At 37.0% G+C, this 15499-nt stretch carries 18 protein-coding genes; 13 read left to right on the top strand and 5 right to left on the bottom strand.

Translation table 11 applies throughout. From position 1 onward, the window contains the following. Positions 1-40: 40 nt before the first annotated feature. The 3 genes from J2Z37_RS11215 to rlmH all read left to right on the top strand — a co-directional run bounded on the left by J2Z37_RS11215 (position 41) and on the right by rlmH (position 2351). Positions 41-1276 (top strand): S1C family serine protease, encoded by a 1236-nt coding sequence (locus J2Z37_RS11215; RefSeq protein ID WP_209810361.1) that lies wholly within the window; start codon positions 41-43, stop codon positions 1274-1276. Positions 1277-1382: 106 nt separating this feature from the next. Further along, a complete protein-coding gene (locus tag J2Z37_RS11210; RefSeq protein WP_209810568.1) occupies positions 1383-1550 on the top strand; it encodes a CxxH/CxxC protein in 168 nt (55 codons plus the stop codon). A gap of 321 nt (positions 1551-1871) precedes the next feature. Continuing rightward, on the top strand, positions 1872-2351 hold the full coding sequence (gene rlmH / locus J2Z37_RS11205) for a 23S rRNA (pseudouridine(1915)-N(3))-methyltransferase RlmH (RefSeq protein WP_209810360.1): 480 nt from the start codon (positions 1872-1874) through the stop codon (positions 2349-2351). Between the two features lie 75 nt (positions 2352-2426). Here rlmH and J2Z37_RS11200 read toward each other — a convergent pair whose 3' ends face one another. The 4 genes from J2Z37_RS11200 to J2Z37_RS11185 form a co-directional block, all read right to left on the bottom strand. Further along, on the bottom strand, positions 2427-3635 hold the full coding sequence (locus J2Z37_RS11200; protein ID WP_209810359.1) for a restriction endonuclease subunit S: 1209 nt from the start codon (positions 3633-3635) through the stop codon (positions 2427-2429). Positions 3636-3638: 3 nt separating this feature from the next. Further along, a complete protein-coding gene (locus tag J2Z37_RS11195) occupies positions 3639-5192 on the bottom strand; it encodes a type I restriction-modification system subunit M (protein ID WP_209810358.1) in 1554 nt (517 codons plus the stop codon). After that, complete coding sequence (locus J2Z37_RS11190; protein WP_209810357.1) at positions 5179-5799, bottom strand: restriction endonuclease subunit S domain-containing protein; 621 nt, start codon at positions 5797-5799, stop codon at positions 5179-5181. Before J2Z37_RS11190 ends, J2Z37_RS11195 begins: the two co-directional genes overlap by 14 nt. A 124-nt stretch (positions 5800-5923) precedes the next feature. Next, on the bottom strand, positions 5924-8677 hold the full coding sequence (locus J2Z37_RS11185) for a type I restriction endonuclease subunit R (RefSeq protein ID WP_209810356.1): 2754 nt from the start codon (positions 8675-8677) through the stop codon (positions 5924-5926). A 202-nt stretch (positions 8678-8879) separates the two neighbouring features. Between J2Z37_RS11185 and radC the strand changes: the two genes are divergently transcribed. From radC to J2Z37_RS11160, 5 genes are all read left to right on the top strand, one after another. Next, positions 8880-9326, top strand: a complete 447-nt coding sequence (radC, locus tag J2Z37_RS11180) for a RadC family protein (RefSeq protein WP_209810355.1) — start codon at positions 8880-8882, stop codon at positions 9324-9326. Between the two features lie 15 nt (positions 9327-9341). Beyond that, entirely contained in the window at positions 9342-9842 is a 501-nt protein-coding gene (locus J2Z37_RS11175; protein ID WP_209810354.1) for a DUF1643 domain-containing protein, read from the top strand. Continuing rightward, positions 9815-10234 carry a hypothetical protein gene (locus J2Z37_RS11170; RefSeq protein ID WP_209810353.1) on the top strand — a complete coding sequence of 140 codons (420 nt, stop codon included), beginning with the start codon at positions 9815-9817 and terminating at the stop codon, positions 10232-10234. Before J2Z37_RS11175 ends, J2Z37_RS11170 begins: the two co-directional genes overlap by 28 nt. Before the next feature lie 114 nt (positions 10235-10348). Next, a complete protein-coding gene (locus J2Z37_RS11165; RefSeq protein WP_209810352.1) occupies positions 10349-10840 on the top strand; it encodes a hypothetical protein in 492 nt (163 codons plus the stop codon). Positions 10841-10854: 14 nt separating this feature from the next. Continuing rightward, positions 10855-11154: a DUF960 family protein gene (locus J2Z37_RS11160; RefSeq protein ID WP_209810351.1), complete on the top strand. Its 300-nt coding sequence runs from the start codon at positions 10855-10857 to the stop codon at positions 11152-11154. 425 nt (positions 11155-11579) lie between these two features. Here the strand turns inward: J2Z37_RS11160 and J2Z37_RS11155 are convergent, their stop codons facing one another. Further along, positions 11580-11819 carry a hypothetical protein gene (locus tag J2Z37_RS11155; RefSeq protein ID WP_209810350.1) on the bottom strand — a complete coding sequence of 80 codons (240 nt, stop codon included), beginning with the start codon at positions 11817-11819 and terminating at the stop codon, positions 11580-11582. 125 nt (positions 11820-11944) lie between these two features. Between J2Z37_RS11155 and J2Z37_RS11150 the strand changes: the two genes are divergently transcribed. The 5 genes from J2Z37_RS11150 (at position 11945) to J2Z37_RS11130 (ending at position 15419) form a co-directional block, all read left to right on the top strand. After that, entirely contained in the window at positions 11945-12376 is a 432-nt protein-coding gene (locus J2Z37_RS11150; protein ID WP_209810349.1) for a hypothetical protein, read from the top strand. A gap of 122 nt (positions 12377-12498) precedes the next feature. Next, positions 12499-13227, top strand: a complete 729-nt coding sequence (locus J2Z37_RS11145) for a hypothetical protein (protein ID WP_209810348.1) — start codon at positions 12499-12501, stop codon at positions 13225-13227. Positions 13228-13410: 183 nt separating this feature from the next. Then, the gene (locus J2Z37_RS11140) at positions 13411-13875 is read left to right on the top strand and encodes a hypothetical protein (protein WP_209810347.1); all 465 of its coding nucleotides are present in this window, start codon (positions 13411-13413) and stop codon (positions 13873-13875) included. Between the two features lie 47 nt (positions 13876-13922). Further along, positions 13923-14348, top strand: coding sequence for a hypothetical protein (locus J2Z37_RS11135; protein ID WP_209810346.1), 426 nt, complete (start codon positions 13923-13925; stop codon positions 14346-14348). Positions 14349-14441: 93 nt separating this feature from the next. Continuing rightward, positions 14442-15419: a DUF927 domain-containing protein gene (locus J2Z37_RS11130; RefSeq protein WP_209810345.1), complete on the top strand. Its 978-nt coding sequence runs from the start codon at positions 14442-14444 to the stop codon at positions 15417-15419. Positions 15420-15499 lie beyond the last annotated feature (80 nt).

The following is a 15499-nucleotide window of genomic DNA, read 5'->3' as shown; positions in this document are numbered from 1 at the left end:
ATAGAATCCTATACCCTCGTGGGAAGAAAGGAGTGGAAAAATGGGATACTACGATGAGCAGGAGGGTTTTTATAGAAGACAGAAGCCGCGGCGATTTGGGACTTTTTTTGTTTTATTCACTTGTTTTCTTTCCGCAGCACTAGGTGGATTGATGGTTCTGCAGTTTCTACCGACAATGATAGAATCGGGCTATATTCGTTTACCCAATCAAGCCATTTCCGAGGCTCCCGTGTTATCGACGGCTGTGACCCCTGCGAAAACCTTGGATGACGGGGTGCAAAAACTTGTCCAGGTAAAAGTGGAGTCAGACTCCATCGACGCAGTGAAAAAAGCGGAAAATGCTGTCGTTGGGATCATCAACATTCAGGATATGCAAGACTTCTGGACGCGTAGCTCGCAATCGGTAGAAAGCGGGACGGGTTCGGGCGTGATCTTTTCCAGCGATGGGAAACAGGCTTTAATTGTCACCAATTATCACGTGATCAAAGGGGCCAAAGAAGTCGAGGTCTCGCTACCGGATGGAAGCCGGGTTTCGGGCCAGGTGATGGGCTCTGATCCCTTGACAGACCTTGCCGTGTTGAAAATCCCGGTAAAGGGTAATGTCACCATAGCCACCTTAGGCACCTCGGAATCCCTGCAAGCCGGTGAACCGGCTATTGCTATTGGAAATCCGCTAGGCTTACACTTTTCAAGAACTGTCACGAAGGGGATTATCAGTGCCGTTGATCGCAGCATGCCCCTGGATGTTGACGAGGACGGACAAAATGACTGGGAATTGGATGTCATCCAGACCGATGCCGCGATCAACCCCGGGAACAGCGGGGGGGCTCTGATTAATATTAACGGTGATGTCATTGGCATTAATAGTTTGAAGATCTCACGGGAGGGAATTGAAGGACTCGGATTCGCCATCCCAATCGACGATGTGAAGCCGATCATGGAGGATTTGATCCGCTATGGCAAGGTGAAGCGCCCTTACTTAGGAATCTATCCGAAAGATCTTCAGACCATCCCATCTTATCATTGGGAGAAAACCTTGCACCTTCCATCGGAAGTGACCGAAGGAATTGTCGTGATGGATGTCGTTAAGCGTGTGTCCCGTGACACAGGTCTTCAAGCTTATGATGTCATCGTAGCCTTAGAAGATACCAAAGTATCCGATTCAGCCAGCCTGCGTAAATATTTATATAAGAAAAGCCAGAGTGAGGCCGTCAAAGTCACTTTTTACCGGGATGGAAAACGGATGTCAACCAGCTTCCCGCTATATTGGGAGTAGGAAGTGCGAGGCCCTAGCTAGTTTTAAGTGGGGCCTGGTTATTGTGAGTGAAGAAAGGTGCATACTATGAATGCATTTATTGATAGGAACCGGAGGAAATGACAAAATGTTTGTTTGCTGCAGAGAGCATATTGAGATCGCCATTGATGAATTCGTAGACGAATATGAGGATGCGCCAGACCTATATAAGTTGGCGGAAACATCGTTTACTGCTTGGACCGTACCCGCGCGCTGCGATTTTTGTGAAGAAGAGCCAATCTTTTTGGTTGTCTAAAGGTTTATCCACATGTGAATAAAGGTTCGAAGTTGACGAAATTGAACAACACTAACACAATACTGTTGATATGTGGATAAATTTTGTGGATAATGTTTCTTCTTAGAGTGGCTGTGGTGTTTTTCTTTGTTTTACGGACAGATTCAGGGGCCTTTACTGTAATTCTCTAAGATTCGGACTGAAATTGGAGGAGAGCGGTGTTTTGAGTCCGAAATCGGGCCTGATTTGGACTGAGATTGGTGAGACGCAGGTGGTGGTTGAGTCCGAATTCAAGTCCAATCTGGAATAAGATAGATAAAATCGGGAGGTTTGCACGTTGCTATGCATATCACAATTATTTCTGTAGGGAAATTGAAAGAAAAATACCTTAAACTAGGGATCGATGAATACATGAAGCGGCTTTCCGCTTACGCGAAGGTTCAGTTGGTGGAAGTGAACGATGAAAAAGCACCGGAAAATCTAAGCCCCGCCGAAATGGAACAAGTAAAGGTTAGGGAAGGGGATCGAATCTTATCCCATGTAAAACCGGACACGCACGTCATCGCGTTGGCAATCGAAGGAGAATTATGGTCATCCGAAAAGTTGGCCAGTCAACTCGACCAGCTACCAACCTACGGCAAAAGCTCCATCGCCTTTATCATCGGAGGCTCCCTTGGGCTCACCCCAGCTGTCCTGCAACGGGCCAACCAACTTATGTCCTTCTCCAAAATGACCTTCCCTCACCAACTCGTCCGTTTAATTTTACTTGAGCAGATCTACCGTGGGTTTAAGATTAATAAGGGTGAACCGTACCATAAGTAAATGAGGTTTTTCCGGAAAAGTAGTACAGCACCTCCTTTGAAAAATAGGAGAGGTGCTGTTTTGTTGTTTGGATAATTAGATGAACATTTGTTGCATGAACCAGTTCTTTTGTTCTTGAAGTGATTCTAATTTTTGTTCTTCTAATTGAATTTTGGAATCTAATTTCAATAAAAATGTAGCTATTTTTTCTTGCTCTTCTAAACAAGGAAAGGGAATTTTAATGTTTGAAAAATTTTCGTAGAATAAATATTCACGAACACTGCCTTCCGTATTTTTAATAACGTCTCGATTAAAATAACCAGAGTGCATATAAGCTTTTAAATATGCATTTGATAATGTGGGTAATGTTCTGAAAATTACATATAGGGAACTGACTATCGCTATGTCTGCCACATTTTGAAAGCCAAAAGATCCAACGTTTATACGAGCGGGATTATAAGCAAATTCATCTTTATGGACTAACTTATATTCTTTTATATCAACATCGGCATTTGAATAATTTCTTTCTCCTTCTAATGTAAATCCTTTCTTGTTACTAATGGCTGCAACTTGATATTTAATACCTTCTGAATTTTTTTTACCAGTCTTTTTAGTTAACTTTCCTAGCTTTATTTTTTTCCATTCAGGATAATCTTGTTCATTAGCATCTTTAAACCTTAATTCCTGACTAAAGACCTTCTTCATATAACCTTTTTTCTGTTCTTTCAGCAACTCGATTTTTTCTTGTTGTAGTTTGGTTTTCTGATCAAAATGATCCATGAACTCTGCAATTTTTTGTTGTTCATTTTGAGAAGCCATAGAAACTTCAATAGAGCTTAAAATTGACTGACTAACGTTAAAACGTGTACTCCCTCCTGCTTTAGAGCCAATTTGATGACGAATTCTAGGAGATTCTAAATTAAGCTTTAGAAAGTATGGATGGTACTCTCCTTGTTTTTTACCGCGAATTACAAACCCACCGAATAGAGCGAAATCATTTTTATCTAAATAAACCGAGCTTTTACCAACATCTTCTCTAGTCTCAGAACTACGAAGAAATAACAAATCTCCATATTCAACTTTGTTAGAGTCCTGAACCTTTTGAGAAACAGATACAGAACCAATAATATCGTCATATCTTATCGAATTATTATTTAAGATGTCTAATACATTAATAAATTTACGACCATGACCATAATTATCTTTATCGGAGTTGATACCATTACTAAATGACATTAAATTGCTAAGAAGAGTCATTTTCCACTCATCATTAAAATCCTTGAATCTCAACTTAGGAGCATTCATAACTTACACCCCTAACTCTTTAAAGTACTTTTCTAATTCTTTATCTACTTTTGAAATTTCTTCATCAATCTCTTTTAAACGTTTCGTTACAGCTTTTAAATCAATTACTGCTTCTTCTTCAAAAGTATCCACGTAACGAGGAATATTTAGGTTATAATCGTTCTCTTTGATTTCATCAAGTGTTGCTGGGTATGAATATTTGTTGATGGTCTCACGACTTAAATACGTTGTAATAATTTTATCTACATGTTCATCCGATAAAAGGTTTTGATTTTTACCTTTTTCGAATTCATTGGAAGCATCAATGAAAAGAACATTGTCATCATGTTTACGACATTTTTTGAATACTAAGATACAAGTAGGGATGCTTGTACCATAGAAGATGTTAGCTGGTAAACCAATTACTGCATCTAAATAGTTTTTTTCTTCGATTAAGTATTTTCGAATCGCTTCTTCAGCTGCTCCACGGAATAGTACGCCATGTGGTAATACTACAGCCATCGTACCGCTGTCATCCAACTGATGAATAAAGTGTTGAATGAATGCAAAATCTGCTTTTGATTTTGGAGCTAGTTTCGCATAAGCACTAAAGCGTTCATCTTCGGTAAATTTTTCGTCTGCACTCCATTTCGCACTGTATGGAGGGTTAGCAACGATTGCTTCAAAGCGTTGCTCTAGATGTTGAGGTTCTTCTATGGTATCAGCATTTTTAATATCAAAGCGTTGATAGGGGATGCCATGTAGTAACATGTTCATTCGAGCTAAGTTGTACGTCGTTGAAACCTTTTCTTGACCATAGTATTTGTATACTTTTGCTTCTTTACCTACACGTAATAGTAATGAACCTGATCCACATGCACCATCATATACGTCACGAATTTCTGTTTTTCCAGCTGTAACGACTTTTGCTAAGATTTTAGATACTTGTTGGGGCGTATAGAATTCCCCAGCTTTTTTCCCAGCATTAGCCGCAAATTGAGAAATCATATATTCATAAGCATCACCTAAGATGTCGATTTCTACGTCGTCTTGTAGGAAGGGTATTTCAGCAATGTTGACAATTACTTTAGCAATTAATTTTGAACGATCACTTACAGTTCGCCCTAATTTGGAGGATGTTAAGTCCATATCATCAAATAAGTTTTGAAAATCTTCTTGACTGTCAGCTCCTAAGGTTGATGCTTCAATGGCTTTGACGCCGTTTTGAAGAAGCTCCACGTCGAAATTACCTTTTGAGCCTTTTTCAATTTCAGCTAGAAAATAAGAGAATAAGTATTTTGGCTCGATTACGTATCCTAATTCATCAATTAAGTATGATGATAAATCCTCACGATATTCTTCTTTTTCCCATGCTTCTGCAAACGTTATATTATCCTCTTTTAATAAGGTATTCGCACGATCTTCTACTTTTTCGGATAAGTAACGGTAGAAAATCAACCCTAAAATGTAGTCTTTAAACTCGTAGGCTTCCATTTGTCCACGTAAATCGTTAGCCATAGCCCATAATTTTTTATGTAATTCAGCTTGTTGTTGACGCTGCTTTTCACTTGTTGTCATGCTTGTTCCTCCTGGTATTTAATAATTCAATAGTATGGATTAATGATTGGTCAAGGTATTGTTGTTGTAGCTCCATTTTTTCTTTCATCAGCATTATCTTACGTTTTTTTAATTGAGCAATTTTCCCAAGGAATTGCTGCTTTTCTAGAGAAGGTAATACCAGTCCGATATCCTTCAAATGGGAGAGTTTGAGTGACGAAATGACACTTCCTTCTGAAAATGAAGCAATTTGTTTTTGAATAGTCGGGTGTTCATTAAGATACCATTCCAAAAACCAAAGATCTACTGGATCTGTGAATTGGACTTTAATGAAATTATTGGATATAAGTAAACCACTATGTATGGCAGGTAAATAGGCGACCTTTTGGGTTAGCGTATGCCATATTAGACTAGTCGTATCTGTAAGAAGGTCAGCGGTTAGCTTGTCTTTCCGAATAACCACTTCTGTACTTCTTTCCTGTGACATTCGATAGCTTAAACCAAGTGTCTCGTTAAATTCTTTCAATGTGAGTAGTCGAACCGATAGACTGTCCTCATTTAAGTCGCATGTTTCAAAACGATTCACAGACACTCCTTGTATGAGCTGTGTACAATCGCCTAGCTTCACATTTTCACCTCCATTGGGTCTTAACCTAAGTATAAATGCTATTTTTAAAAATAACAACATTTCCGGTGAATATTTTTGTTCTTTTTAAAAATAACAAAAATAAAGAGAGCAGAAGCTCTCTCAATTAAGCACCATATTTTTCAGCAAACTCATGGATAAATGTCGTTATGGCTTTGATTGCTTTATTCTTTTTCAGAAATGTACCAGATAAAGAATCCATTATTGAACCTTTATCTATTAAGGTTGAGTATTCATAGGTTGCGACTTGTTCACGTAATACGGTATCCTCAATCTCTACCTCTTGAGCAAATTTGGTTAGCTCTTGCTCGCTCATTTCTGCTTCGTAGCGATTATATGCGTCTATGACGGATTCGTTTGATTGTAGAGCGGGTGCAACTTTGTCTAGGAAGTTCTTAATTAATTCTATTTTTAAACGTAACTTTGGATCGGACGCATGGTCTAACTCTTGTTTAATAAAGCGAATTTCTCTATCTCTTGACTCCTTATCCTCAGTGGATAGATTCGCAATCAAATTTAAGATATAACCCACATTGATTCGGTCTGTATGCATCAGCTCTAACTCAAAGTCAATATCATGTAATATTGACTCTTTCGGAACTTCTCTTCGCTTAAAATCTTCGTATACTTTGAAGTACTTGCTCTTGTAATCTTCATATGATTGCTGTGAAATCTTTAGTTCGGATTCATCGAATTCAAAGTCAGAAAATGACTGTAAACGTTGAAGCAACTTCGTGACATTTTTGAATGCGATGATGAAATGACGTTTGTCTTCTTCCCGTTCTAGTTCATCCACTTCTTCTGGGATGACAGCAATTTCTCTTAATTTTTTTACTGCTTCTCTAAAAGCTTTTAGGTATTCATCATAACTTCCCATTAATACAGTATTCACATTATCGGTTCTAGAGAATAGCTTGATCGCATCATCAGTATTGTCTTTTAAATTTCGGTAGCAAACAATATTTCCGTAAGGCTTCGTTGCTTTCTCTACACGGTTAGTACGACTATAAGCTTGTAGTAAGTCATGATAAACCATGTTTTTATCCACATATAACGTATTCAGTGGTTTACTATCAAAACCTGTTAAGAACATTCTCACAACCAATAAAATATCAATTTGTGCGTTCTTCACTTTTTTTGATACATCCGAGAAGTAACGATCCCATGAATCTGTTGAAAAATCGGTATCGTACATTTTGTTATAGTCACTAATCATACGATCTAATGCTTCACGAGAATGCTCTTCTGTACCATCACTTTCCTCGTTTTGACCATATGAATAAATGCCGGCAATTTTAAGATCATGGTTCTTTTGCTTAAAAATATCGTAGTACTTCATTAGGGTTGGAATCGAATCCACGGCAAACATTGCACAGTAACCTTTACTTTTTGAACGACTACCATGGTTATTTAAAATATGGTCGGCAACAAGGTTTAAGCGTCTTTCATCATGCCATACTTCATCTGTATCGATAGCCTGTATTTTGGTTTGATCATTTTCATCAATATGTGCATTGAAGGTGCGAATGTATTCCACTGAAAAGCCGAGAACATTCCCATCACGAATCGCATCTTTAATCAAGTAATGATGTAGGCATTTTCCAAATAGGTCGGCTGTGGTACGTCCATCTTGGCTTTTGTTTTCTACAAAACGAGGTGTACCTGTAAATCCAAAGTATTGAGCATTTTTGAAGTGACGATCGATTTGTTTTCGCATATCCCCAAATTGGCTACGGTGACATTCATCAATAATGAAGACCACATGCTCTTGTTTATAAGGTTCCATGATTTTGGCATACTTGGGACTCTTAATCGCATGGTTCATCTTCTGAATCGTTGTCACGATAAAACGCTTCATAGGATCTTTGATTTGATCAATCAGTATCGACGTTTCATCTGTACGGTCGACAGAGCCTTTTTGGAACTTGTTAAATTCTGAAATGGTTTGACTATCTAAATCTTGTCGGTCAACAAGAAAAAATACCTTTTTAATGCTTTCTTCGTCAGCAAGGATTTGACCAGCTTTAAAAGAGGTTAATGTTTTCCCAGACCCCGTTGTATGCCAAATGAAACCATTGTTATTTGTTTCGGTTGCACGCTGTACAAGTGCTTCAACAGCATAGGCTTGGTATGGTCGCATGACCATTAATGCTTTATCTGTATCATTAATGACCATATAGCGACTAAGAATTTTGGCGATATGACAAGTCTTTAAGAATGCACTAGCAAAATCTTGTAGATTTGTAATCAGTTCATTATTTTCATCCGTCCAGAAGAAAGTGAAACCAAATTGAATGTCATAATCGGAGTTGGAAAAGTATTTGGTATCGACACCGTTACTAACGATAAAGATTTGTAGGAAACGATACAAACCAGGGAACGTATGTCGACGATAACGCTGAATTTGGTTGAAGGCTTCTTTAAAGTCGAGTCCTCTTCGTTTCAATTCAATTTGAACGAGTGGTAAACCGTTAATTAGGATCGTCACATCATAGCGATTGGTATATTTTCCAGACACCGTTGTTTGTGTCGTGACTTGAAAAAGGTTTTTGCACCATTCTTTAGTATTGAGTAACTCCACATATAATTGCGTACCATCTTCTCTTTCGATCAATAGCTTATCACGTAAGATTTTCGCTGATTCATAGATGCTTTTGCCCTCAATTAACGTAAGAATTCTTTTAAATTCTATATCTGTTATGGGTCGTCCATTGAGTTTATGTTCATTGAATAGATTGAGTTGCTGCTTAAAATTGGCTAACAACGCGTCATAATCGGCAATCTTAACCGCTTTGTAACCTTGATTGACAAGTTGGGTATGTAATTTTTTTTCAAGCTCTGCTTCAGGTTGGTAAGCCATGCTGGAAACCTCCTAAACTCATCTGCCTTTATTATACTTAAAATTAAATAGGCTGGTTTCACTTTTTTATAAAAAATTCCACAAATTGTTTGCAAATAAACTTGTTTAACAAACACATGTATAGAGTATCGTTCAGTACCCGTTTTGAATTGAAAGGTGAATATATATTATTACCTTGAATACAAAAAAGGGAGGTATTAATATGTCATCAGCAAAACGAGTGAATATTGTCTCATTAAGATTAGTAAGAGAATCAAGTTTGCTTTACAAAGAACGATCAGTAAGATCCCCAGAAGACGGATACTTATTATTAAAACAATTTTTGGAAGATGCAGATCGGGAGCATTTTATCGTAGTTTCGCTAGATACCAAGAACCAACCACTATCCCTCAATATTTGTCATATAGGTAGCCTGAATTCAAGCATCGTTCATCCGAGGGAGGTCATGAAATCCGCTATACTATCGAATGCAGCTTCAATCATTTTGGGACACAATCATCCCTCAGGTAAGACCGACCCTAGCCATGAAGATATCGAAGTCACTAAGAGATTGATTGAAGCTGGGAAGATCATTGGAATAGATATTCTTGACCACATAATCGTAGGAGATGATACATTCACTTCATTAAAAGAAAAAGGCTATATCTGAAAGGAGTAAAAAATAGTGATAACAACGAAAAGCACGATAAAAACAGAAGTCACTTATGATGACGAAATGAAAAACAAGTATCTTATTAGGAAAGAGTGGGACAAGGATAAGAAAAAAGCACTTGTCATCATGAAAAATGCAGGTCAAGCAGATGAAGTCGTCCAAGACCAAACAACGATGTACGTCATTAATAATCTTTCTAAATTGGAATACGGTGTTGCAGAGATTGTAAACTTATTTCCATCGATTAAAGGAGTTGAAAAGAAAGAATCTGTTATTGAAAATTTGAAATGCATTCAAGAAGCTATCACAAGGGTAGATGATGTCATTATTGCGGTTGGAAAAGGAGTAGAAACAAATAAGAAAGCCGTTGAACGATTAAACATGATTTTAGCCATGTTGCTAGACAAGAAAGCAAACATCCTTCAAATAGAAGCAAGTTCTGGTCGGAAAGGTTTCCATCCTCTGTATCCTGCTCTGAAACATCGATGGAGATTAGTACCGTATCATCAATAGCCGTATTGGAAACCAATAAAATATTACTTGAAAGGAATCACGCCATGTTTAGTATTAGGGAATTTATAGATTTTATGAAAGGGAAATTCGATGTGGCAGTTGAAATAAATGCGGTAGGAGAGGAAGCGGTACTTTTATATCATGAAGAAGTAGACGAAAATCTAATCCCACAAGAAATACTAACCTATTTGCCAAACCCCATACAGTTTAATATATATTCAATCAATGATGAGTACGAGTGGATTGTAGGAGTTGCTTTGGCAGCAGATACCTATGATCCACTCTATTTAGTTTGTTTGAAAGATGGTGAAAGGGTATACCAAACCATCAATGGTTTGGACAAAGTAGAAATGCATAAAGAGGAGATGACACTAAGGTGTGGCAGAAAGTAATTGTTACAGTAGTTGTGGCTGTTGCAAGCGAAATAGTAAAGGAACTTACAAAAAATGATTAAAAACAATTGATCAAAGGAGCGATATAGTGAAGGTTTACCCTTGTATGTGTAATTGCCTGTGTCCTTACTGCAAAATGAAATCCATCATCAATATTATCAAAAGATGAAGCCATTGATGCAATCACAGCATGAATGGCTTTTTTCATTTTATAAACGAAAACAAAGGAGAGAAGAAACGATGATTGTCATCCAAACACAAAATGACATTGAATATCTAAAGGCAATAAACACGGTTCCTATGGATCTGATCAAGGTAATCGAGCAAGATTTCTTAGATGTACTGGAAGCGGAAGGAGTAGATAAAGATGATTTGTCATACCGTTTACCATCTCAGCAAGCATTTGTTCTCCTAGAAGTAGACGATGATGTAAGTAATTCTGTTGGTGATCTTCTCCATATAGAGTACATTGAAAAGCTAACGGAAAATAACATTGATTATTACCGAATAGCCAAACGATTTGACCATGAGTTCCAATTGCTCTATACCTTAGCTGGTATTCATGATGAAAAATCTGAGCAGTGGTTGAATGATCATGCAGAGTAAGGGGGAGGCAAAACTTGTTTGAGGTAGAAAAACCAACGTACATGACAAGAACCGTGTTAGATGAATTGAGTCAAGAACATAGGCAATTCATCATTCAATACATTCATGAAAATCATAAGCAGCTAACGGATTATTTACAGATATTTGATTTCTATATCGAGGACGATCAACAATGGCTCACACAAAGGCAGGAAGAGCCGAAGAGAGAAAGAGTTGTCTATGTAGCATTAAAAACGAGTAAGCCAATACAAAGAAAAGTGTGGGTAATGGATCAGGATGACCATGTAATTCTGCTTTTCCCTGAAGATTACTAGGAATCATGATCCCTGCCTAATCTTGGAGTAATAGCTCTCTTAGGTAGGCAGGGATCATCTATGGATGAATGTTAAAAAATATAAAATTAGGATCAATGCAAAAGGTGAATGTAGGGAGATAAATCCTAAAGTAAATAATGAAGGGTTAAAAGGCAACAGAATTGGTAATAATTGTATTAATATTTAAAAGGAGGTGGCTCATGGAAACACCAAAAACGAATATCAGAATTGTAATTAGAACCCCGTTCGGTGATATTACCATCGTAACTTAAGGTTCTTTAGTATTGAGTTGGTATATGTCTACGAGATCCCCTTTTTGGGGAATGAATCCTGGTTTCACTGTTTTTTTATAATATGATGACCACATAACCAGGTACATTTCCGGCACTTCACTTTACTTCCCAATTGATCGAAATATATAACGTTTACTTAATAAAACTTAACGCTAATTTTTTTAGAAATGCTGTAAAATGAATATTCATACCAAGATAAAGGACATTCTCCAATTGCAAAAAGCTCCCACCACAAACTTCCCCCAGCTCCCCCAACATTTTTTGGGTAAGAGAAAGCCTAAACAAAGGGTTTGGAAAACAGACTAATTCTAAACCAAAAAACTCATTCACTATTTTTTTTGTTGAAAGTAAGTTTGTTTTCCAACCTCCCAAAAAGATCTCTTATAAGAAATCTCCTGGGGGAACTGGGGGATTTCTACGATATGTTTTCATCTATATGTATGTAAACAAATACTTAGATGTTTATGTAAATATAGGGTGAAAATGGAGTGGTAAATATGGAAGATTCCAAGATAGTACCGAGGAAAGCAGTAAGAAAAAGTGATTTGAAACGTAAAGTATTGAAGGAAATTGGGTTGGATCAAAAGATTGCTAAGAATAGTGATGAAAATGTAAGAAGGAAAATTATAAGAAAAGAGAATGTTAATCCCACTAAAGATACCAATATTAATCTTCCCCATATGCAAGAATCTAATTACCCATTAATGGATTCTAAGCAGTTTCAGAATGTGGAAAGAAAGCCGCCACAAAAGTCCCTTCGGTTTGAAAACACCCACAAAAGGTTTACAAATTACCTAGAGAATGATTTACATAGGATTACTCAAAATCTAAAAAATAGTGGTGAAATTGACAGCCTAACCGCACTTTTCAATAATGCCGTTTTTGAGTATCTAACAAGATACTTTCCTGATGCAATGATAAAGAAGTAAGAAATCAAGCCTATTCTCCAAAAGGGGAATGGGCTACTAATTTATTTAACAACTATATTTTTAGGTTGATTATCGAAATGAGAAAAGTGTACTCTTAATAAAAACCAGTGGGGGAAAGGCTTTTGAAGAAGGATTACTATACAATAAAAGACCTAGAGAATATGGCGAAAAAATTAGATGGAACTACTTTTAAAGGCAGGGCTAATGAGTTTATCCATGGGTTGAGTAAGGACTTTGGTATTAAATTCAAAAAGGGACTAAGCGTAAGAAGATCTGAGGAATACCAGTTTTCAGAGAGGGAAAAGGATCTCTTACTGCTTCTCATGAAAAATAAAGGGTTACACCCCATGGACCATAAAAATACCAAAAAGATTAACGTAACTTTAAGACAGGTGAGCCAATACCAACGATATCTGTTAAAGGACATTGCCAATTTACCCGATCCGTTAAGGGTGGAGTTAGCTGAGGATGATAGAGTACAGCAGATGTATGATATACAAATTACATTTGATTCCATAAATCAATTGGATGAGAAACTAGAACTCTTATTTTATATGATGTCAACTGACAAGGGAATTTCCTTTCTTAAAAAATGGGAAAGTCATTTTAAAGAGTTAGAAAGAGAAGGGCTTAATTTAATAAAAGAATCATTCATAGCAGAGAAGCGTCAAGAGCATAAAGAGAAGAGAAAAGGTGAACCCACCGAAGAACAGGTTCAAAAATACGCTAAGAAAAGAATAAAGGACAAATTAGAGAAAATAGAAAAAGGTGTTGATCCCGAAATTCACCTCTTAGATCACTTGCTGATACAAAAATTAAAAGAAATATCAGAAGTAAGCTTAGTAAAGTAATATCAAAAAATGATATTACTTTTTTTTTTGCCTAAGATTTGTAGGATTTTCAGGGCTCCGAACGATGCAGGAATGTTTTCATAAATTGGCATCCAATTACAGATTAATTGGTATCTGATAATCTCAAACGTGTAAGCGAGAAGCACAATAAACGGTTGGTAATAACCAGGAGGGTTGAGAAAGATGATTACAAGCCAATTAGAAGAAGTGAATGAAAACAGTTTGGAGGGAAATTTAGATTCGGAGAAAGAGGTAGAGACGAATCTTAGTCGGTTCTTTTCATCAGCTAGCAATGGAACGAACTCTAGGGTTGCAGGATCAGGCATAATTACGATCGTTAACTCTAAGAAGAATGGAAAAAGAATTACATTCTCCAAGGAGTTAATGGAAGAGCTTGAAGAGCCGGAGGCTGTACAAATATCTTTCCATGATCATGAAATTGCTGTTGGGGAAGACCTACCAAATAATGATCACTATTTTCGCCCTAAAAAATATGGGGTGAAAGGGGTTGTTTATTCCGCGGATCTTGTTCAAGAAATAACGAATCGGTTTGGGTTAGATTTCAGTGATAGGGTATCTATTACTCTAGTTGACGTCCGGTACGTTACAAATAACCATAAGAAGGTTGCCATTATAAAAGTGAAATAATCTAATGCACAAGTATCAATTTAATAATTTACTAAGGGGGAACCACCATGCTTAAGAAAAAAGATGCTAATGAAATTGTTTCTACTTCTCTTTCTACTACCTTTAATTTAGGTCATGTTTATGCCAATGTTGCTGAAGGAGACAAACCAGGGGAGATCGTTGAAGCTGGTTTTATAAAAGAAATGAGAGAAAGTAAAAATACAGGAAAGAGGTTGGATTTGAATATTCTTAGTATCAAAGTGAAATTCTCTTCTGAGAAAGGACATTCAACCTATCTTCTGTTTAAACCCATTGTCTCCCAAGCTGAGAATAGCAGGTTTATTGAGGTAATGAAGGAATTTGATATTTCTTTTGAAGATGGAAATGTTGATGTTGCAGGAATGGTCGGGGAAAAAGTTATCGCTACGATTAAAAATAAAGTGGTCGAAGGTGATTTTACATATAGCAATATCGAATCCATTAGGAGAGCGTGACAGGATAGTGTTATCAACTAGATCTAAAAAATAAATGTACTAAATCATCCTGTGTGCAAAGGGTGATTTAGTACAACATGGGAGGAATAGCTATTGGATCAGAATGAGTTGAATCAATTTTCTGAGGAATTCTTTGATGAAGATGAGTTTGAGGAAATATCACCTAACTCAAACTTAGAAGGGAAACCTTCTTCTAATGAGAAGTACACGAGGGTAGGCAATTTCATCGTTAGGGGGAATAAGCTTTTTAAGGAAATAAAAAATAAAGAAGGCAAATTTGTTGAAGTGGAAGTGGGATATGCTACATTGGTAGATTCCATTGTAAAAAGCATGGAGACCGGGGATGTTAGCCTAGATCTAAGATATTTCTCTTTTGGTAAGTGGGAGAAGGCTACAATTGAAAGAGGGAAGTTAGTGAAATCTGACCTAAAAACATTCCTTAATTTAGGGATGGATGTTGGCGGAAAGAAAGCAGATATTGTTTTTGATTTCATTGATAAACATGAAAAGATGGCACCTAAGACGTACACTCATAGTAAATTAGGGTGGCATATTCATGATGGTCAGTTGATTTTCCGCCTTAGTCAAGCACTCCAACAGGGGCAGGCTCCTTTTTCCGAGTATAAAGGACCTCTTCAAATAGCACCAAAGGGTTCCTATAAAGATTGGATTGATGCAATTAATCAACACGTTATCGGACATACACCTATGGAATTGATTTTGGCAGCAAGTTTTGCAGCGCCGATTGTTGGGTTATTAAACGTGACGGAAATAGCAGAGAGTGATTCTTTATTGTTGAATATCGTGGGAAATTCAACAACAGGTAAAACAACAGCTGCTGTTGTTGCTGCTTCTGTGTTTGGGAGCCCAAGTATTACCCATAATGGATTAATTCAATCCTTTAACGGTACATCAAATGCCTTACAAAGTATCATTTCCGGAAATTTAGGAGTCGTTCTTATTTTTGATGAAACATCAATGAATATGCTTGGAAATAAAGCTTTTACTTCCCTTATTTATAAGCTAGCTCAAAACAAAGAAAAGGCTCGCCTTAATTGCGAATGTCAATAAAAAAGTAGACCACGTGCTGAGAAAATAGTAGGCCACTAGTGATGGAAAAATAATAGACCATTTTTATAAAAACGCTGAAA

Origin of the sequence: Ammoniphilus resinae (assembly GCF_017873965.1) — a bacterium.
In the GTDB taxonomy this organism is placed as follows: domain Bacteria; phylum Bacillota; class Bacilli; order Aneurinibacillales; family RAOX-1; genus Ammoniphilus_A; species Ammoniphilus_A resinae.
This window is presented reverse-complemented; position numbering and strand designations above follow the sequence as displayed.

Bases quoted from the DNA above. Each gene is read 5' to 3' on its own strand.
- J2Z37_RS11215 (WP_209810361.1), top strand. From the start codon at position 41: ATGGGATACTACGATGAGCAGGAGGGTTTTTATAGAAGACAGAAGCCG.
- J2Z37_RS11210 (WP_209810568.1), top strand. From the start codon at position 1,383: ATGTTTGTTTGCTGCAGAGAGCATATTGAGATCGCCATTGATGAATTC.
- rlmH (WP_209810360.1), top strand. From the start codon at position 1,872: ATGCATATCACAATTATTTCTGTAGGGAAATTGAAAGAAAAATACCTT.
- J2Z37_RS11200 (WP_209810359.1), bottom strand. From the start codon at position 3,635: ATGAATGCTCCTAAGTTGAGATTCAAGGATTTTAATGATGAGTGGAAA.
- J2Z37_RS11195 (WP_209810358.1), bottom strand. From the start codon at position 5,192: ATGACAACAAGTGAAAAGCAGCGTCAACAACAAGCTGAATTACATAAA.
- J2Z37_RS11185 (WP_209810356.1), bottom strand. From the start codon at position 8,677: ATGGCTTACCAACCTGAAGCAGAGCTTGAAAAAAAATTACATACCCAA.
- radC (WP_209810355.1), top strand. From the start codon at position 8,880: ATGTCATCAGCAAAACGAGTGAATATTGTCTCATTAAGATTAGTAAGA.
- J2Z37_RS11170 (WP_209810353.1), top strand. From the start codon at position 9,815: ATGGAGATTAGTACCGTATCATCAATAGCCGTATTGGAAACCAATAAA.
- J2Z37_RS11150 (WP_209810349.1), top strand. From the start codon at position 11,945: ATGGAAGATTCCAAGATAGTACCGAGGAAAGCAGTAAGAAAAAGTGAT.
- J2Z37_RS11140 (WP_209810347.1), top strand. From the start codon at position 13,411: ATGATTACAAGCCAATTAGAAGAAGTGAATGAAAACAGTTTGGAGGGA.
- J2Z37_RS11135 (WP_209810346.1), top strand. From the start codon at position 13,923: ATGCTTAAGAAAAAAGATGCTAATGAAATTGTTTCTACTTCTCTTTCT.